The following is a 17802-nucleotide window of genomic DNA, read 5'->3' on the forward strand; positions in this document are numbered from 1 at the left end:
ATGATCAAATCCCCCGGCTATTGGGCGCGGGCGTGGGCGCGCTTTAAGGCGCAGCGCCGCGCGTATCTGTGCTTGTGGCTGTTTGCGATTTGCTTTGTAACGAGTTTGGCCGCCGAGCTGATCTCGAACGACAAGCCCTATATCGTGCATTACCAAGGGCAGACGTACTTTCCACTCTTGAAGGATTACCCCGAAACCACTTTTGGCGGCGATTTTCCAACGCCGACTGATTATCTCGACCCATTTATTGCGCAGCAATTGGCTAAAGACGGTAATTGGGCGATTTTCCCGCCCAATCGTTATGGCGCCAATACGCTCAATTATTTCGCCAGCCAACCCAACCCCGCGCCGCCTTCGAGCGCCAATGTACTCGGTACCGATGACAAAGGACGCGATTTGCTGGCGCGGTTGCTGTACGGTTTTCGCACTTCGGCATTATTCGCGCTGGCGCTGACGATTACCGGCTCGCTGCTCGGCATGTTGATCGGCGGCGTGCAAGGCTATTTTGGCGGGCGCGTTGATTTGTTTGGCCAGCGGCTCAGTGAAATTTGGGCCTCGCTGCCCGAGCTGTATTTGCTGATTATTTTCACCGCGATTTTCGAGCCCAGCCTCGCGCTGCTGTTGATTTTAATGACGCTGTTTGGCTGGATGGGTTTGGCCGATTACACGCGCGCCGAGTTTTTGCGTAACCGTAATCAGGAATACGTGCTGGCCGCGCGCGCGATGGGGCTGAGCAACTGGCAAATCATCCGCCGCCACGTGCTGCCCAATAGCCTAACGCCCGTGCTGGCGTTTTTGCCATTTCGGATGGGCGCGGCGATTTTGGCGCTGACCAGCCTCGATTTTCTCGGGCTGGGCGTTGGCATGCAAACGGCGTCGCTCGGTGAATTACTGGCGCAAGGCAAGGCGAATTTGGATGCGTGGTGGATTTCGCTGTCGACCTTTGCGGTGTTGCTCGGATTAATGCTGATGCTGGTGCTGATAGGTGAGGGGTTGCGTAATGCGCTGGACCCACGGGCGCGCTAGGCTGGCAAAAGCTACAGCGATTTCAGCCGCTGTAGCGTTTACATCAATCACACAACACGATCAGGCGGCGCCAAATACATCGGGGCCGAAGGCTTCATAATGGATTTGCTGCGCAGCAACCCCTTGCGCTAACAGCCATTGCCGCTGCGCCGCCATAAAGCCAAGTGGGCCGCAAAGATAAAAATCTGCCTCTGTTTGCAGCGGTCCGATTTGGCTTAAATCCATGCGGCCATTGAAAGCGGCGTTGTCTTGGCTTGGCTGATCTAGCCACAAGGCCAGTTGACCGTTTTCTAAGGCATCGATCGCTGCGACGACTTCATCCCAATGCGCAATCGCATTTTGGCTTTGGCTGGCATGAGCGAAGACGATTTTTCGCGTTGATTGCTCGGCGAGCAGTTGTTGCAACATCGCCAAGACCGGCGTAATGCCAATGCCCGCGCTGATTAAATACACGGGGCGTGCATCGGCGTGCAACACAAACTCACCCGCTGGTGGGCCAACGCGTAAGGTATCGCCAATCTGTTTCGCATCGTGCAACAGGTTTGATACATTGCCCGCTGGGCCTTGTTGTGGCTGTTCGCGTTTGACCGTAATACGCCACACGTCTTGCGCAGCCTGCGACAGGCTGTATTGGCGGCATTGATTAAGCCCTAATGCCGGAACATCTAGCCCCACACTGATGTATTGGCCAGGGCTAAATGGGCGTAGTGGGCTACCGTTGCTAGGGCGCAGGTAAATTGCCATTGCGCCATCGCCTGCCTGCTGTTTGTCGATAATGGTCATTTCATCCCAATCTTGGCCAGCTTGCCACGCCAGCTCCTGGTAAATCCGCGCTTCACGGGCGATCAGGTCGGTGGCCATTAGCCAATAGGCTTCGTCCCACGCTGACAAAATCTCTTTGGTCGCCGCTTCGCCCAAAACTTCGCCGATGGATGCAATCAAATGGCGGCCAACGATGGTGTATTGCGCAGGGGTGATGCCAAGGCTGACGTGCTTATGCGCAATGCGGTTCAAAATAGGCTCGGTAATCTCGGTACGGCCTAGATTAGATGCATAGCCATACACCGCGCCCGCCAAAGCCTGCGCTTGATCGCCCGACGCTTGATTGCCCATATTGAACAGATTTTTCAATTCGGGTTGGTGCGTGAACATGCGTTTATAAAAATGGCCGGTAATGGCTGCGCCATGCTCTTTAACCACGGGTAAGGTGGCTTGAATAAATGGTAATGCGTCTTTTGATAGCATCGGTATCTTCCTTTTGGTGATGATGAACTCAGTCTTTGCTGATTGACTCTTAATACATGAATATAAATTGAATCTTTTTGGCTAAAAAAAATCAGCCAGCGGTGTAGTTGCCTAGCGTATGGTGCGCGGCTAAACGAACTACGTAGCCTAGTTTGAAAAATCCGGCCATCAGTGGCAACGAAATATGCGCTGCTACTTGCTCGCCCAAGCTAAATTGCTCCGGATAGATATATGCGACGGCCAATGCCACTAATGCCCCTAGAACGGAAAGCAACATCATGCCGCGCCCTAGATTAAGCGTGGTTGAGGCAGAAAACTGAAAAAATGGTGGATTGCTTGGTGATGCTGCTGGTGGTTTTTTGTCTGCTTTTGTTTTCGAAGTTCGCTGAGTAGCTTGAGCCTGTGCTGCGAAATCGTCTTGCTTTGATGAGATCGGAAACTGCAGAGTGTTTGTATTAAACATCGTTCGCTCCTTAGCTTTGAGTGAGTAGGTGGGCGATTTAATGCGCCCAGTGTTGTTGCAACGCCGTAAACAAAACACGTTCTTCAAACCGCACATGAGCAAAAAGTAATTCACCAAATTGGACCAAAATCCGATAGTCATTTGCATTCTCGTGCAAATGTCGCAGCTGCTGGTGCTCTTGTTGCAAGCGGGCAATCAAGGCCGTTTCAGTAAATTGCGCCAATTGAGGGATTAGCAGCAATTCTTCTTCTTGGAAGTGTGTTTCCAGTTCAGCCATCATTTGCGTTAGTAATTTGTGGTGCGCAGAGAAAGTTTCTGCGGTGGTATGACGCAACGTTTTGGCCAGTTTTAAAGCGGAATAATGTTCGCGTGAGAATTCAACGAGCTGAGGGTCGCGTTGCATGTTGTTTCTCCTTTTGTTTATAGATTCATTTTAAATGAATCTTATTTTAAGAGTCAAATTATATTCATCTTTTTCGCTGGTAACTTTATACTTGACCTCTAGGCCAATTAGGAGAGCTTGCATGCACATCACCCAGCACACAGACTATGCACTACGGGTTTTGATCTATCTAGCAGCCAACCAAGAGCGATTGGTCACGATTCAGGAAATCTCTGAGCGCTTTCAGGTGTCTCGCAGTCATATGATGAAAGTAGTGAACCAGCTTATCCGCCATGGATATGTCAACGGCTTGCGGGGGAAGGGCGGTGGAATCAGGCTCGCAGTTCCAGCAGCGCAAATCGGTGTCGGTCAGGTTGTACGGCATATGGAAAGCGATTTGGAGCTAGTGGAATGTTTTGGCAGCTCCAGCCAATGTTTGCTAACAGGTAATTGTCGGCTGCGTGGCGCTTTGGGTAATGCGCTTAATGCATTTTTAGCGAGTCTGGATCAAGTCACTGTGGCTGATTTACTCACTCCTGCCGAACAGAGTATTTTATTTTTCCCTAGCCGATGATTAGGGATAAATGGCTAGGGAAATGACCTTGAAGGAAGAATGTTGCTGGGTATGTCGCTAGAGGTCATCTCTAAATTATCTTTTAGTCTTATACCCTGCTAAGTATTTTTCGGATCGGTGTTGGTATGCCTGCCGCTAGCGCTTCATCAATATCAAACCACTGCGCTGCTGATTCGTGCAGTGCATTCGCTGAAATGGCGAACGCAGGTTGTGGCGTGATGGTGAGTTTGTAGTGTGTAAACACATGCACAAACTCGGGCAGGGCTGGATCGAGCTCGATTTTTAGCCCGAGTTTTTGCGCGGCGATGTCGCTGGCGGCCAGCGTGCTTTCCACCTCGGGCAAACTCCATAGCCCGCCCCAGATGCCGCTTGGCGGGCGTTTTTCGAGCAGGATTTGGCCTGCGTCGTTGCGGATAATCAGCATGACCGTTGATTTTTCCGGTACGGCTTTTTTCGGCTTGGGCGTCGGTAATTCGCTTTGGCGATTAGCTAATCGCGCTTGGCAATCGCTGCTCATCGGGCAGGTCAGACACGTAGGCTTTTTCGGCGTGCAGACCGTCGCGCCCAAGTCCATCAGCCCTTGCGTATACGCTTCGATGCCTGCTTCTGGTAGCAATGCATTAGCCAAATCCCATAACTTGTTTTCTACCGCTTTGACGCCCGGATAGCCTTCAATACCAGCCCAACGGGTGAGCACGCGTTTGACGTTGCCATCTAGAATTGCCGCGCGCGTGCCATAGGAAAACGCAGTAATCGCCGCGGCGGTGCTGCGGCCAATGCCGGGCAGTTCGGCAACGAGCGCAGGATCGCTCGGGAAGCGGCCGTTGTATTGTTCAACCACCGCTTGCGCGCATTTATGCAGATTGCGCGCGCGGGTGTAGTAACCAAGGCCGCTCCACAGCGCGAGTACATCGTCGAGCGGCGCAGCGGCTAGATCAAAAATAGTCGGAAATTTGTCTAGAAAACGCGGGTAATAATCGAGCACTGTCGTTACCTGCGTTTGCTGCAGCATGATTTCAGACAGCCACACTTTGTAGGCATCCGCTACCTGCCATGGCAGACCGTGCCGGCCATGCTCGCGCTGCCAAGCGATTAAACGGCTGGAGAAGTCGCTCATTTTTTAACTGGCTTTGGCGTTGCTTTTGGGGGGGCTTTGGGCGCGATTTTTTGTGCCGATTTCTTTTTAGCAGCCTGCTTTTGCGCCGCCGCTTTTTTCTCCACCGCCTTGCGTTCAGCTTCTGCCTTGGCGCGTGCTTGCTCGGCTTTCAATTGCGCCGCACGCTCTTTCGCTTCTTGCTCTGCTTGTTGCTTGGCTAAGATTTGTTCTTTCAAGCTGGCGTAATCCGCTTTGTAGGTCGGAGCGCCAATTTCTCCACTAAATGCGATCGGCAGTGTTAGCCCTTTAAGGCCTGATAGTTCAGGCACATTAGGGTTAGCGCTGGCTTTCATTTTGTAGTCAATCTGGCCATTGCCCAAATTCACTTCACCGCCACCGGTGAGTTTTAAAATGCCTGCGCTCACGTTCAGATCATTATTGCTTGCCACGCCGTGCTTGAGCTGCCATGTGGCTTGCAGCGCCGAGAATTGCGTGCGAGCGTCTTTATTGCTGATCGGGGTGTTGTCGCCATTCATCAATTTAATTTGCTGACTGGCGGTGTGCAGCAAGGCCGGAATATCAATGCCGCGAATCGCCCCTTGATTTAGGCGCATTCGGATATTGCCGCCCGCTGTGCGGCGCAAATCGTCGAGCTTATTACCTACGGCAGCCACATCAATATTAATATCACTGCGGCCTTCAAAGCGGCTGGTATCAAGCACGTCCGTAAGTAGCGTGTTGATGTTCATATTGGTCAGCGTTTGCTCGAGGCGGAAATACACAGGTTTTTTGCTGGCGTCGATTTCAGCTCGGCCATTGAGACGGCCTTCGTATAACGTTGCAGACAGTGGATCAAGTACGATGCGATTATTGCGTGCGATCAGTTTGAGCGACAAATCATCGATATACAGATTTTGCAGCACCAGCTCGCCAATTTTAATTGAGCCAATTGCATTCAGGTTTTGCAGCCACCATAAATCGAGTGGTGCAGTGTGGTTAACGGTTTTTGCTCCAGCTTTGACCACCGGTAGATAGGGGGTCAAATCCAGCTTAGCTAAATCGATATTGACGCGAAATTGGGGGGAGACAAAGTTTTCTAAATTCACCTGCGAGTTCAGTGTTTCACCGTCGAGATGGCCGCGGCTTTCTAAGCTGAGCACCTCATTGCGGATATCGAGCTCGCCATGTCCATCAAGCGCAAGGCGGATTTCACCCCGCGGTAAGCTGCGGTTGGAGTAGCTGCCCTTCAATTTATAAGCAGCTAAACGAGCCAAGTAGCCATGGTGCAGCTCCATCGGGGTGCTGAGTTGCGCTGAGAGGTTTTGTTCAGGGCTTTTAAATTTAACGGAAATCTCTGCTTTTTCAGTCCGTAATAGGCTGCGTTGCGCACCGCCCAAGGTGGCGATTTGCGTATGGGCGCTCAATTCGCTCGTCCCATCCTTCATGCCAATATCAAACTTGAGGCGATTAAGGTTAAGTGCGGTGTCGGTCAGGTTAATCTCTGGAATATCTAGCGTGCTGGTCCACAATTGCCCCGCACGGTTGGCACTCATGGCGATTTTCATATCGCCGCCAGCCAAACGTAGTGGATCCCAGCTGTAGTTCAGATTGCCCGTTGCCTTAAATAAACCGTCTTTAATTTGCAATTCTGCGGCGCTATCACCATGCTGCAGAATATTAAATTCAATCCCAGCGATGCGCAGCATCCGTTCCTTTTCTAAGTAGCGCATTGCCGCCGCGCCCGAGAGCTCGCCCTGCCAAATCGGAGCTTTGGTTTTTTGCCCGACCAGCACTTGCCCTTGTAGAGATAAGGCGCCTTTTTTCGGGTCGGTTAAATCATCCATCGTCAGTTCGAGTTGATTCAAATGCACTGTTTCGCCAAGAAACTCATCTTTCCAGCTGAGGCTGGCATCAACCAAGCTAAAGTTATCGAGCGCAACTTCAACTTTATTACTGCGTGCTTGTAATAAATCTTCAAAATTATAGGTGCCGTTCTCATTGCGAACGATGCTTAGCTCGGGCTGTTCTAGCTCAATGGCATGCACCACGGGTTTGCCGCTAAGAAGTAGTGGCCAGAGGCGAAATACCACTTTAATGCTATTGGCATACGCAAAAATGGTCGGGTTTTGTGGCTCGGAAAGTGTGGTGTCGTTAATTAAAACGGCGGGGCGGGGCAGTAGAACCACGTGGGCACTACCGCGTATCGTCATCGTCCTTTGGGTATCGGATTGCACCTGAGCAATAATTTGCTCACGCAGACTGTCAAAAGATAAAAAATACGGTAAGACACCAACAAGGGTGATTAGCGTAAAAATCAGTAGCAGTAAAATCCGTACCGGACGGGAATGTCGCCAATCCATAAAAAGCATTTCTATTCGCGCGAATCGGACGATTATCCATAAGAAATCACTTAAACAAAAGCGCGATGTGAAAATTGTCAGCAATGGGCGTCAGCAAGAAGGCTGAATTCGATTTATGATGCGTTTTTCTTGTTGGGTTTTCGCCATGTCTCATTTGACGACGATTAAAGTGCGCGGCTATCACTTAGATCTCTACGGCCATGTTAATAACGCGCGTTATCTGGAGTTTTTAGAAGAAGCACGCTGGGGCATGCTCGAAGAAGGTGGTGGTGTAGAGTGGTTTACCGAGCGCAGCTTGGCCTTGGTGATTAGCCGCATCGATATCCGCTATAAACGCTCCGCCACGATGGGCGATGTGCTGGAAGTGAAAACCGCCTTGGCGCAATTGAACGAGCGCGATGGGCTCATTCGCCAGCAAGTGCTGCGCCAAGATAATGGCAAACTTGTCGCCGAAGCGGACGTGACATTTGCCGTTATCCACCCTGAGCAAGCGGGTGCGCAATTATTACAAGGTGAATTGGGCGAGCGCTTGGCGCTGATGCAAGAGGTAGCAAAAAATGTTTAAACGTTGTTTGGCGCTGTTTATGTTGCTGGTGCTGGCTGGGTGTTCGAGCATTCCAGCCAATTTTGAAAAGCCGCAAGTCAATTTAGCCAGTATCTCAATTGCCAAGCTGGGCCTCCTTGAGCAACAGTTTGTGCTCAATCTTCGCGTCACCAATCCGAATGATTTCGATATTCCCATCAATGGCCTGAATGTGAATGTCGATTTAAATAATCGGGAATTTGCACAAGGCGTGAGCAATGAAAAAGTGACTTTGCCGCGCTTGGGCGAAAAAATCGTCAAGCTTAATGTCACGACCAATCTGGGTAATGTGTTTAAGCAATTGGGCGCATTACAAAGTAGCGATCTTAAATTGGCGTATAAAATCCGCGGCAAAGTGTATGCGCCGCTGATTCCCGGCGGCCTGCCTTTTGAACGTACGGGTGAACTCAATGGTTTGGGTGAAGCCAAAGGTGTACAGAAGTACTAGGTCGGGTATGGTCTTGGGATTATTTTATAGATTGATCTAGCTAGTTATACCCCTGGATTCACTCGGCAACTTGCCGCTGTGCTGTTGCCACACACGACGAAAATCTCGGCTGGATGAAAACCCAGCGGCTTGCGCAACTTCATCCAGACTTAAATCGGGGTTCAGCAATAATTGCTGCGCCTGCGCGAGCCGCAGCGATTTTTGGTAATCATGCGGCGTTAAGCCCGCGTGTTGCAAAAACAAGCGGCTTAATGTGCGTGGCGTGGTGTGTACCTGTGAGGCCAGCTCGGAGAGTGTTTGGCGCTCGCTCAAGTGCTGGCTGATTAAATCTTGCGCCTTATGCACCAGCGGGTGAATGTGATTGCGATGCGCCAGCCACGCCGATAATTGCGGATCGTTACCGCTACGCCGTAGCCAAACGACCATCTCACGCGCGATGCTTTGTGCCATCGCAGGGCCATAGTCACGCGCAACCATATGCAGCGCCAAATCAATCCCCGCCGTAATGCCCGCACTGGTGGCAATCGGGCCGTCTTCGACGAATAAGCGGTTTTCGGCAATCTGCGCCTTGGGCTCGGTATTGCGCAGCCGCTCAATCAGCTCGTGATGCGTCGTGCAATGGCGATCTTTTAACAGGCCCGCTTGCGCGGCGATCATCGTTCCCGAACAAATACATGCCAGCTGGTGTTGCTGGGCATCAAACTGCGCGCGCAGCCAAGCGACGATGGTTTGCGCCTCGGGTAGTTGCAAATTGTCTTTCGAGTTTTGCACCCCGATCAGCATCACCAACGCACCCGCTGGGATTGGGCACGGCAGTGGCGCGAGCTGATGCTGGCGCAGGCCGATTGACGACACCAAATCGGGCACTGGCGCGATCATATGCAAGCGCAAATCAGCACCGTGCTCGCGCGCGATTTGCAGCACTTCAGCCGGCCCCGCTAAGTCGAGCAGCATAAAGTGCGGGCTCAATACAAAATAGACGTCACGCATATTTCAACTTTCCAACGCTAATTCGTGCGCCAAATACATTCAGCACCAAGCCCAGCATCAAGATCAAGGCGCCCAGCCATTGCATGGGCAATAATTTTTCATCTAAAAATAGGGCCGACGACGCTAAACCAAACCACGGCACCAGCAAGCTAAACGGCGCGACTAGATTGGCCGAATGGCGCTGCAATAAATCGTTCCAGATCGACGTCGCCAAAATCGTCGCGATTAGCGCCAAATACAGCACGGCCAAAATCGACTGCAGCGAAATATTGAGCAGGGCGGCGCTGACCACTGCCGGGCCGTCGATCGCGAGCGTCAGCATGCTAAAGATAGCCAGTGGGGGTAATGCCGCCCAGATGATTAGGTGACTGGCTTTGAAGACAATGCCCGACTTGGCCATATGGCGAATCAATACATTGCCCAAAGCCCAACCCGCCGCGCCGCACAGTGTAAAACTAAAACCAATCAAGCTCATTGCCGAGCCGCTCAATCCCTTACCGTGCGAGCTGGCAATGATAGCCAAGCCCGCCGCCGCGACGATCAGCCCCGCCAATTGATACCAGCGCCACGTTTCGCGCAAAAACAGCAGCGCAAACAGCAGCGTAAAAAACGCCTGCGATTGCAACACTACTGAGGCCAGACCCGCTGGCATGCCCAATTTCATCGCGGTAAATAAAAAGCCAAATTGCCCCACGCCCCACACCACGCCGTAGGCCAACCAGTATTTGGCCGCAAGCGCAGGGCGCGGGATAAAGAAAATCGCAGGCAGCGCCACCAGCAAAAAGCGCAGCGCACCGAGCAACAGCGGCGGTAGGCCGTGCAATCCCCATTGAATCACGACAAAATTAAAGCCCCAGGTGCTGACCACCACCAAGGCGAGCAGCAAATCACGTAAAGGCATGGCGCGGCTCCTTCGGCTGCCGGCGAGGTCGCAAAACCAATTCGCCTTGGCAATTAGGGCAGGTATGCTTGAGCTGCTGCTCGCTGCAATGCGGACAAAAAGTGCACTCGAATGAGCAAATATACGCCCGATCTTGTTCACCCAGCGAGGCGCCGCAGCGCTCGCATGTGTTTTTCATTTCAAGCATGAGCCACCTCAGGTTTTTTCAAATCCGCCAATACTTGCGCCACGCTGCAAATCCGCGCAAAACGTCCCGCCAATACCAGCTCGGTCCGCGCTTTAATCTCGGCCGCGCTATACACCGTACCATTGGCGTGCGTCATCGCAAAGGTCAGCGTTGCCTCGCTAACAAAATCGACCGTAAAGCCCAAATCAGACGCCACCCGGGTGGTGGTTTCGCAGCATTGTTCGGTCCGGATGCCGCTGATGATCAAATGCCGAATATTGCGCTCGTTCAGCCATTGCAACAAACCCGATTCGGTCAGCGCATTGTGCACATGCTTTTCAAACGTCGCCATTGGCGTGTGGCGCAAAAAAGCCATCGGCTTGACCCAGCCACTATCTTTACGAAACACATCATCGTTATCGGCGTGCAAGATATTGACCACCGGAATCCCCGCCGCTTCGCAGCCCGCGATCAACTGATTCAGTCTGCGCGAAAACTCCGGTAGATCGTGCGTATCCCAATACGGGCGATGCTCAAACGATTGCTGTACATCTATTACAAGTAGTGCTGCGGACATTTTGGTATTCATTTTGGCTTGGATGTATGCAGTATCTACTTAGTTTTAAATTGGCATAAGGCTAGATTTCGACATTCGATAGGACATATTAAGACATTTAATTGAAAAAAGGCTTGAGTTTGATTCAGCAGCGCTTCAGCTTCGCTCATTTATGCTGGCTTCATCCATAGTTTTAGGGGCGTAGCGATGAAAACGATGTTGAGCTTACTCGTAGCCAGTGTTGTGTTAAGTGGCTGCGCAGCAATGAGCGAATCCGAATGCAAACTCGGTGATTGGTACGGCGCCGGCTTGCGCGATGGTCAGCAGGGCGAGGCCAGCCAGATTGCCGAATATGCCAAAGCCTGCAGCGAGTACGGCGTAACGGCGGGCTTGGTCTCGTATCAGCGCGGGCATGAGCAAGGTTTGCTTAGCTACTGCACGCCAGAAAATGGCTACCGCGTCGGGCGTGCCGGTGGCAATTACGGCAATGTTTGCGCTCCGCACCTGCAAGCGGGCTTTTTACGCGAATACCAGCGCGGCTACGATTTTTATCGCATCGAGCGCGATATTCGCGAGCAAGAATCTCGGCTGGAGCGCCTACATAAAGAGCGCAAAACGCTGGAAGAACAATTGATCAAGGCCGACAAAGAAGACGAGCGCCGCAAATTGCTGCGCCAGCTCAATCGCGTGGGGGACGAGCAGGAAGATACTTACCGCCAGATCAAACGGCTGCGCAGTCAGCTTGATCGCTAGTTACAAATGCGAGAAGCTTAGACTTTGATCGGCAAATAACCATCAAAGCGCGTGCTTTCACCTTCCAGCGCAAAATCGGGTTTGACGCCCGCCAAGTGCGGGGCGTGGCGGGGGCGTTTTACGGTGATGCGTTTGAGTGCGATTTGCCGCGCTGGCGCGAGCAGCGCGTCGGCATCTTCATCGCCGCCGATTAGCGTTTGAAATGCAGCCATTTCTTTTTTCGATTTCGCGCGCTTGCCCGGCTCGGGGAACATCGGGTCAAGATAAACGACGTCGAACTCTTGCGCGGCCAAGGGGCCAGCGCCTGCGGCGCGCTCGGCGAGCCACGCGCGGCCGTCGCCAAAATGCAGCTGCATCCGATTGGCGATATCGGCAACTTGGGTATCTTGCTGCGCGCGTTCTAGCCCGTCTTTTAGCAGTAAATACGCCACTGGGGTACGTTCGATTAGCGTCATTTCGCAACCCAAACTCGCCAAGACAAATGCGTCGCGTCCAAGGCCGGCAGTCGCGTCGAGCACGCGCGGCGTGTAGCCGCTTTTAATCCCGACCGCTTTGGCGACGGGCTGGCCGCGGCCGCCGCCAAATTGCCTGCGATGCGCTGCGGCGCCGCCGATAAAATCCACCCATACCGCCGCTTTTTCGCTGAGCGAGCGTAATTCAAGATGCTCGTCGACCCAAGCCAAATAGTGCGTTGCATCTTCCGGTGGGGTATCCCACAGTGGCAAGCCTAGTGATTGGGCTAGCTGGCAAAGCTCGGTGGGGGTATGGGTGCTGATTAAACCGATCATCTTAATGAATAACTGTGTCTGCAAACCCGTAGCCTACACGAGGAAGCCGGCGAATGGGGTCTTGGCGGTAAAAGAGTTTGAGCTGCTGATACACCGCAGGGTAGCTGTCGTTCAGTGTGTGCGGGTCTTCAAAGAACATTTCGCTGCAAACGGCAAAGCATTCGGCCGCGTCGGTGGCGGCGTATAAATCGACCGCGCTGTATTCGCCATTGCGCGCTTTTTGCTGCAAATCGATAAAGGCATGGCTAAACGCGGCCTGCCAGTGGTTTTGATTCATGCCGTAATGCAGCGGCGGGTTGCCGTTCGGAAAACCGTTGCGCATATCGAGTTTATGCGCCAATTCGTGGATCACGACATTAAAGCCATCCTGCCACGGCGCTTCCATCACATCGTGCCACGATAGCAAAACTGGGCCGTCGCTACGCGCTTGGCCGGCCAGCACTTGCTCGCCCTCGTGCACAAAACCATAGTGATCGCGCTTATGCGTTTTGCTGACAAACTGGCTCGGATAAATGATGATTTCTTGCCAATCGTCGTACGCGTCAAAGCCCAAATTCAGAATCGGCAGCACCGCTTGAATCGCCAACACGACGCGCATCGGGTCGCTAAATTCAATGCCTTGCACTGGGCTGATGGCCTTGGTGTGCAAAAACCACGCAGCCAGCTCTTTTAGCCTTTCAAGTTCTTCCGTATTCAAGCCGCGCAAGATCGGCATCGTTGTTAAAGGCAGCCATAAATCGTCGTTAATCGGGTGCTTTTTTAGCCACCAACGGCGGTACAGGTTTTGCATGGTTTGCAGCATAAGGGCTCGCTTGCGCAATAGTCTGTATTTCACATGGATGTTGTAGGCTGAAATTTCAACTCACCGCGCGAACAGATGTCAGGCTGGGCTTGCACTAAAAATACAACAAAGCCTGATTAAGTAAGCTTTAAGCGATTGGATTAGTTTATTCTAATTTTAGGGCGCTATTAGGTTAATCCTGTATTTCAAAATTATTACAAGTTTGGGTGATGAAGATGTCTCTACAAGCTCGCATTGTATCGATAGCCTGCGCAATTTACTTGGCGACTGCGCTGGCCTTAATGTTCGCAGGCCAACTCAGTGGCGTGGGTTTTGCGGTGTTGGCGATAGGTTTATTGGCGCTGATCGCCGCGCTGTATTTAGCAACTCGCAAGTCGATTGGACAATTGGCGGCGATGAGTTCCGCGATTGCACATCAGGCGGGCGAGCATGGCGATCTGACTTTGCGCTTGCCAGTCAGTAGCGGCGAAGTGGGTGATATTGCCCGCGCTTATAATTTATTTGTCGCCAAATTTCAAAACGTGCTGCGCGATGTGCAGCGTGAAATGGAAGGCTTGGCGATTAGCCTGCATGAATTAAGCGCCGTCACGACGCAAATGGCGCGCGATACGCGCAGCCAATCTGATTTTGCCGCCTCGTCCGCGGCGACGGTCGAAGAAATCACCGTCAGCATTAATCATATTGCCGATAGTGCACGCGACATGGATAGCGTGGTTGGCGAAACGCAGCGCATTTCTGGCGATAGCGCCGATGCGGTGCAACGCGTGTCAGAAGAAGTGGGGCAAGTTTCGAGCGCGATGGTTTCGCTGGGTAAAACCATGGATGGCTTGGGCGAACGTTCGGTGGAAATTAGCAGCATTATTGGCGTGATTAAAGATATTGCTGATCAAACTAATTTGCTGGCATTGAACGCAGCGATTGAAGCGGCGCGCGCCGGAGAGCAAGGGCGTGGTTTTGCCGTGGTGGCCGACGAGGTGCGAAAACTCGCTGAACGAACCTCACAAGCGACGGTTGAAATCGCGCGCAAAATTGAATCGGTGGGGATCGAGACCGAACGCGCCGTTAGCAATATGTCGAGCACATCAAGCCGTGTTGGCCAAAGCGTCACCTTGGCCGACGATGCGCGCACGCATATGCTAGAAATTCGCGAACGCATGGATCATGTGGTGAGCTTGGTGAGGCAAATTGCCGATTCAACTACCGAGCAATCATCTGCTGCGATGTCGATGGCGACTTCGGCCGAACAAATTAATGTAATGACGATGGCGACCGATTCGGCCTTGCAGCAGGCGAGCAAAACTTTGGTTTCACTCGATGATAGAGCCAAGCGTTTATTGCAAATCGTCGGCAGCTATAAATTGGCCGATATTGAAGTGCTGCACTGGTGGCAGGCGGCGAGTGAAGCCAAAGCCGTTTCTGAAATTAAAGCTTTACTCAATCAGCGCGATCACCACTGGGTTGACGCGCAGATCGGCGGTGATAACCCGATGGGCTCGCTGAAACAGCGCGTGATGGCTGGCCATCCGCCGACTGCTGCGGCCATTGGCGGCGTGAAAATCCAAAACTGGGCGCGCGATGGCGTGTTGGCTGATCTAAGCGATATTGCACGCGGCGAAAATTGGTCTAATTTATTGCCAGCTGTGCTCGATAAAATGATGCAGGCCGATGGTAAATACGTAGCTGTGCCGCTTGGCGTGGCCCGCGTCAATATGATGTGGATTAATGCGGCGATGTTTAAACGCATTGGTCTTAATGTGCCCAAAACCTGGGATGATTTTTTTGCCGTTGGCGATCGCTTTAAGCAAGCAGGTATTCCGCTGATCGCTATCGGTGAGCAGCATTGGCAAATCGCGACGATTTTTGAAGCTTTGGCTTTGGGGCAGGGCGGGGCTGATTTTTATGTAAAAGCCTTTAGCAAGCTCGATCCATCAGCACTCACTGGCCCGGCAATGATTCGCGCCTTGGAAACGCTGCGCCGCATGAAGCCGTATTGCACGCCCGACAAAACCGGCCGCGATTGGAATCTGGCTACCGCTGACGTCGTGAATGGTCGCGCAGCTTTGCAGATTATGGGCGATTGGTCGAAAGGCGAATTTGTGCAAGCGGGTAAACAGCAAGGCGTGGATTATCTGTGCGTGCCATCGCCAACGCTCAATGGTGAATACAGCTTTGCTGCCGATACGCTAACGATGTTCAAACTAACCGAGCCTAAAGCCATCGCTGCGCAGCGCGATTTTGTTAGCTTGCTGATGAGCCAAGAAGGGCAGGAAGTATTCAATTTGCACAAAGGCAATATTCCAGCGCGTACCGACGTGAACTTGGCGCGCTATGACGATTACGCCAAACAATCGGCGCGAGATTTCTCGGGAGCCGCGAGCAAAGGCGTGCTGGTGCCGTCGTGGGCGCATAATATGGCGGTGCAAGACGAGGTGCGGATGGCGTGGTTTGAGATTGTTGAAGCCTTCTGGCGCAACGACAGCATGACTCCGCAAGACGCGGCCAAACGCTTTGCTGAAGCGGCGCGGCGCTCGCGATAAGTGTTAGGAGAGGCGGCTATGCCGTAATGCCGTTCACTTCAGCAAATAAATGGCCGTTCGCCCTGAGCTTGGCTAAGGGTAAATGACCATTTTGTCTGTTATGCACGCCATTCATGGTTCGACAAGCTCACCATGAACGGCTCAAGTGAAAGGCATTACGGCTAGGCCGCCTTTTTTACTGCTGGCGCATTTATTCGCCACCGGCACCTTGCTCAGCCAAACGCAGTTCTTGTTGTGCTTGGGCGGTGAATGGGTGCAGGTGCGAAGCAAATTGGCGGCTCGCTGCCGCCCAAGAGTATTTCTCGGCAAAGCGGCGAACTTCGTCGCGATCAATTTGCAGTGCGCCCATGCATGCTTCGTGCAAGTCTTCATGCAATGAGCCCGGGCCATCGCTGCCAATCACATCAATCGGGCCGGTAACGGGGTATGCGGCTACAGGGCAACCGCAGGCCATTGCTTCGAGCAATACTAGGCCAAAGGTATCTGTTTTGCTCGGGAAAACAAACACGTCGGCGCTGCTATACACTTCAGCCAGTTCGCTTTGATTGAGCACGCCTAACCAGTGAATATTGGGCATATTGCCGTATTGTGCTTTTAAGCTGGCTGCAGCGGGGCCATCGCCGACCACCCATTTGCTACCGGGTAAATCCAGCTCTAAAAAAGCTTGGACGTTTTTCTCAACCGCTACGCGGCCGACATACACAAAAATCGGCGAACGCGACGCCAATTTATCGCGGCGGCCCGGTTTAAAGATATCTAAATCCACGCCGCGTGACCACAGTACGACGTTTGTAATGCCACGTTTTTCAAGGTCTTCTACCACCACGCGCGTTGGCGCCATCACTGCTTGCGCCGAATTATGAAAGCGCCTCAGCCAGGCATAGGTCCACGATAAAGGAATACCAAAGCGTAGCTGCACATACTCCGGAAAGCGCGAGTGGTACGCAGTGGTGTACGGGAGTTTATTTTTTAAGCAATACTTGCGCGCGGCCAGACCCAATGGGCCTTCGGTTGCGATGTGAATTGCGTCGGGCGCGAAATCACGAATGCGTTGATTCACTTTGCTGCCGGGGAAAATCGAGAGGCGAATATCGGGGTAAGTCGGGCAGGGAACGGTTTTAAATTCCAGTGGCGTTAGCAAATCAACGATATGCCCCATTTTTTGCAACTCGGCGCGCGTTTGTTTGAGGGTACGCACCACGCCATTGACTTGGGGCTCCCACGCATCGGTAACGATCAAAATCTTCATGCCGCATTTCCTTTGTTCAATTGAATTACAGGATTTAAAGATGGGCTCGGTAATAGGGCAGAAATTTGCTCCGCCTGCTCACCGTAAAGCTTTTGCCACGTGATAATTTTTAATTCGCCATTGGGCAATTCGACCAAGGCGGATAAACTTTCAACCCAATCGCCGTCGTTGCAATACATCACGCCATTGATTTCGCGCATTTCCGCTTTATGGATGTGGCCGCAGATCACGCCATCAAGGCCGCGATTTTTGGCTTCAGCCGCCACCGCTTCTTCAAAATTGGTGACGAAATTGACGGCCTTTTTGACTTTGTGTTTGAGGTATTGCGATAGCGACCAGTAGCCCAAGCCCATGCGAGCGCGGGCGCGGTTAAACCAGTGATTGAGTTTGAGCGTGATGCCATACGCCCGATCGCCGACAATCGCCAGCCATTTGGCACATTGCACGACGCCATCAAATTGATCGCCATGCAGTACTAAATAGCGTTTGCCGTTCGCCGCGGTATGGATGACTTCGTCTTCAATTTTGATTTCGCCAAACATCAAGCCAATAAACTGACGGGCGGCTTCGTCGTGATTGCCGGGAATAAACGTAACTTGTGTGCCTTTGCGTGCTTTACGCAACACTTTTTGAATCACGTCGTTATGACTTTGCTGCCAGTACCAGTTTCTTTTTAAAGCCCAGCCGTCGATAATGTCGCCGACCAGATACAGATGATCACATTCGGTGTGCTTGAGAAAGTCGAGTAAATAAGCGGCTTGGCAGCCTGAAGTGCCTAGGTGAACGTCAGAAATCCAGATACTACGAAAACGTAATTCATTGGCCATATTCGCACTCCGGTGTGGGTGTGAATCCATCTTGCCGCTGCCAGATGACAGTAGTG

At 52.3% G+C, this 17802-nt stretch carries 18 protein-coding genes; 6 read left to right on the forward strand and 12 right to left on the reverse strand.

What is annotated here, in order from left to right; genetic code table 11:
- Positions 1-1026, forward strand: a complete 1026-nt coding sequence (locus NT239_15215; GenBank protein XGA72820.1) for an ABC transporter permease — start codon at positions 1-3, stop codon at positions 1024-1026.
- 60 nt (positions 1027-1086) lie between these two features.
- On the opposite strand, the gene NT239_15220 is transcribed toward NT239_15215, so the two are convergent.
- The 3 genes from NT239_15220 to NT239_15230 form a co-directional block, all read right to left on the reverse strand.
- Positions 1087-2271 carry a globin domain-containing protein gene (locus NT239_15220; GenBank protein XGA71090.1) on the reverse strand — a complete coding sequence of 395 codons (1185 nt, stop codon included), beginning with the start codon at positions 2269-2271 and terminating at the stop codon, positions 1087-1089.
- Positions 2272-2362: 91 nt separating this feature from the next.
- Positions 2363-2734, reverse strand: coding sequence for a hypothetical protein (locus NT239_15225; GenBank protein ID XGA71091.1), 372 nt, complete (start codon positions 2732-2734; stop codon positions 2363-2365).
- Between the two features lie 37 nt (positions 2735-2771).
- Positions 2772-3137 carry a hemerythrin domain-containing protein gene (locus NT239_15230; GenBank protein XGA71092.1) on the reverse strand — a complete coding sequence of 122 codons (366 nt, stop codon included), beginning with the start codon at positions 3135-3137 and terminating at the stop codon, positions 2772-2774.
- Between the two features lie 121 nt (positions 3138-3258).
- On the opposite strand from NT239_15230, the gene NT239_15235 reads away from it, so the two are divergent.
- The gene (locus NT239_15235; GenBank protein ID XGA71093.1) at positions 3259-3690 is read left to right on the forward strand and encodes an Rrf2 family transcriptional regulator; all 432 of its coding nucleotides are present in this window, start codon (positions 3259-3261) and stop codon (positions 3688-3690) included.
- A gap of 88 nt (positions 3691-3778) precedes the next feature.
- Here NT239_15235 and mutY read toward each other — a convergent pair whose 3' ends face one another.
- Positions 3779-4807, reverse strand: a complete 1029-nt coding sequence (mutY, locus tag NT239_15240; protein XGA71094.1) for an A/G-specific adenine glycosylase — start codon at positions 4805-4807, stop codon at positions 3779-3781.
- On the reverse strand, positions 4804-7146 hold the full coding sequence (locus NT239_15245) for an AsmA family protein (GenBank protein XGA71095.1): 2343 nt from the start codon (positions 7144-7146) through the stop codon (positions 4804-4806). The genes mutY and NT239_15245 overlap by 4 nt, the downstream gene beginning before the upstream one ends.
- Before the next feature lie 145 nt (positions 7147-7291).
- On the opposite strand from NT239_15245, the gene NT239_15250 reads away from it, so the two are divergent.
- The gene (locus NT239_15250) at positions 7292-7711 is read left to right on the forward strand and encodes an acyl-CoA thioesterase (GenBank protein XGA71096.1); all 420 of its coding nucleotides are present in this window, start codon (positions 7292-7294) and stop codon (positions 7709-7711) included.
- On the forward strand, positions 7704-8177 hold the full coding sequence (locus NT239_15255) for an LEA type 2 family protein (GenBank protein ID XGA71097.1): 474 nt from the start codon (positions 7704-7706) through the stop codon (positions 8175-8177). The genes NT239_15250 and NT239_15255 overlap by 8 nt, the downstream gene beginning before the upstream one ends.
- Before the next feature lie 36 nt (positions 8178-8213).
- Here NT239_15255 and NT239_15260 read toward each other — a convergent pair whose 3' ends face one another.
- From NT239_15260 to NT239_15270, 3 genes are all read right to left on the reverse strand, one after another.
- Positions 8214-9167 (reverse strand): helix-turn-helix domain-containing protein, encoded by a 954-nt coding sequence (locus NT239_15260; GenBank protein ID XGA71098.1) that lies wholly within the window; start codon positions 9165-9167, stop codon positions 8214-8216.
- Positions 9160-10068, reverse strand: coding sequence for an EamA family transporter (locus NT239_15265; GenBank protein XGA71099.1), 909 nt, complete (start codon positions 10066-10068; stop codon positions 9160-9162). Before NT239_15265 ends, NT239_15260 begins: the two co-directional genes overlap by 8 nt.
- 179 nt (positions 10069-10247) lie before the next feature.
- Positions 10248-10811, reverse strand: a complete 564-nt coding sequence (locus NT239_15270) for an isochorismatase family protein (GenBank protein XGA71100.1) — start codon at positions 10809-10811, stop codon at positions 10248-10250.
- 186 nt (positions 10812-10997) lie between these two features.
- On the opposite strand from NT239_15270, the gene NT239_15275 reads away from it, so the two are divergent.
- The gene (locus tag NT239_15275) at positions 10998-11543 is read left to right on the forward strand and encodes a DUF2799 domain-containing protein (GenBank protein ID XGA71101.1); all 546 of its coding nucleotides are present in this window, start codon (positions 10998-11000) and stop codon (positions 11541-11543) included.
- Positions 11544-11560: 17 nt separating this feature from the next.
- Here the strand turns inward: NT239_15275 and NT239_15280 are convergent, their stop codons facing one another.
- Both NT239_15280 and NT239_15285 read right to left on the reverse strand, forming a co-directional pair.
- A complete protein-coding gene (locus tag NT239_15280) occupies positions 11561-12355 on the reverse strand; it encodes a class I SAM-dependent methyltransferase (GenBank protein ID XGA71102.1) in 795 nt (264 codons plus the stop codon).
- On the reverse strand, positions 12333-13133 hold the full coding sequence (locus NT239_15285; GenBank protein ID XGA71103.1) for a zinc-dependent peptidase: 801 nt from the start codon (positions 13131-13133) through the stop codon (positions 12333-12335). Before NT239_15285 ends, NT239_15280 begins: the two co-directional genes overlap by 23 nt.
- Before the next feature lie 215 nt (positions 13134-13348).
- Between NT239_15285 and NT239_15290 the strand changes: the two genes are divergently transcribed.
- Entirely contained in the window at positions 13349-15670 is a 2322-nt protein-coding gene (locus tag NT239_15290; protein ID XGA71104.1) for an extracellular solute-binding protein, read from the forward strand.
- A gap of 190 nt (positions 15671-15860) precedes the next feature.
- On the opposite strand, the gene NT239_15295 is transcribed toward NT239_15290, so the two are convergent.
- Together NT239_15295 and NT239_15300 are read right to left on the reverse strand one after the other, a co-directional pair.
- Positions 15861-16919 carry a glycosyltransferase family 1 protein gene (locus NT239_15295; protein XGA71105.1) on the reverse strand — a complete coding sequence of 353 codons (1059 nt, stop codon included), beginning with the start codon at positions 16917-16919 and terminating at the stop codon, positions 15861-15863.
- On the reverse strand, positions 16916-17746 hold the full coding sequence (locus tag NT239_15300; protein XGA71106.1) for a UDP-2,3-diacylglucosamine diphosphatase: 831 nt from the start codon (positions 17744-17746) through the stop codon (positions 16916-16918). Before NT239_15300 ends, NT239_15295 begins: the two co-directional genes overlap by 4 nt.
- Positions 17747-17802 lie beyond the last annotated feature (56 nt).

It is taken from the genome of Chitinibacter sp. SCUT-21, from assembly GCA_041874755.1.
Classification (GTDB): domain Bacteria; phylum Pseudomonadota; class Gammaproteobacteria; order Burkholderiales; family Chitinibacteraceae; genus Chitinibacter.

Excerpts from the sequence above, each read along its gene's own strand:
- NT239_15215 (XGA72820.1), top strand. The coding sequence starts at position 1 with ATGATCAAATCCCCCGGCTATTGGGCGCGGGCGTGGGCGCGCTTTAAG.
- NT239_15220 (XGA71090.1), bottom strand. The coding sequence starts at position 2,271 with ATGCTATCAAAAGACGCATTACCATTTATTCAAGCCACCTTACCCGTG.
- NT239_15225 (XGA71091.1), bottom strand. The coding sequence starts at position 2,734 with ATGTTTAATACAAACACTCTGCAGTTTCCGATCTCATCAAAGCAAGAC.
- NT239_15230 (XGA71092.1), bottom strand. The coding sequence starts at position 3,137 with ATGCAACGCGACCCTCAGCTCGTTGAATTCTCACGCGAACATTATTCC.
- NT239_15235 (XGA71093.1), top strand. The coding sequence starts at position 3,259 with ATGCACATCACCCAGCACACAGACTATGCACTACGGGTTTTGATCTAT.
- mutY (XGA71094.1), bottom strand. The coding sequence starts at position 4,807 with ATGAGCGACTTCTCCAGCCGTTTAATCGCTTGGCAGCGCGAGCATGGC.
- NT239_15245 (XGA71095.1), bottom strand. The coding sequence starts at position 7,146 with ATGGATTGGCGACATTCCCGTCCGGTACGGATTTTACTGCTACTGATT.
- NT239_15250 (XGA71096.1), top strand. The coding sequence starts at position 7,292 with ATGTCTCATTTGACGACGATTAAAGTGCGCGGCTATCACTTAGATCTC.
- NT239_15255 (XGA71097.1), top strand. The coding sequence starts at position 7,704 with ATGTTTAAACGTTGTTTGGCGCTGTTTATGTTGCTGGTGCTGGCTGGG.
- NT239_15260 (XGA71098.1), bottom strand. The coding sequence starts at position 9,167 with ATGCGTGACGTCTATTTTGTATTGAGCCCGCACTTTATGCTGCTCGAC.
- NT239_15265 (XGA71099.1), bottom strand. The coding sequence starts at position 10,068 with ATGCCTTTACGTGATTTGCTGCTCGCCTTGGTGGTGGTCAGCACCTGG.
- NT239_15270 (XGA71100.1), bottom strand. The coding sequence starts at position 10,811 with ATGTCCGCAGCACTACTTGTAATAGATGTACAGCAATCGTTTGAGCAT.
- NT239_15275 (XGA71101.1), top strand. The coding sequence starts at position 10,998 with ATGAAAACGATGTTGAGCTTACTCGTAGCCAGTGTTGTGTTAAGTGGC.
- NT239_15285 (XGA71103.1), bottom strand. The coding sequence starts at position 13,133 with ATGCTGCAAACCATGCAAAACCTGTACCGCCGTTGGTGGCTAAAAAAG.
- NT239_15290 (XGA71104.1), top strand. The coding sequence starts at position 13,349 with ATGTCTCTACAAGCTCGCATTGTATCGATAGCCTGCGCAATTTACTTG.
- NT239_15295 (XGA71105.1), bottom strand. The coding sequence starts at position 16,919 with ATGAAGATTTTGATCGTTACCGATGCGTGGGAGCCCCAAGTCAATGGC.
- NT239_15300 (XGA71106.1), bottom strand. The coding sequence starts at position 17,746 with ATGGCCAATGAATTACGTTTTCGTAGTATCTGGATTTCTGACGTTCAC.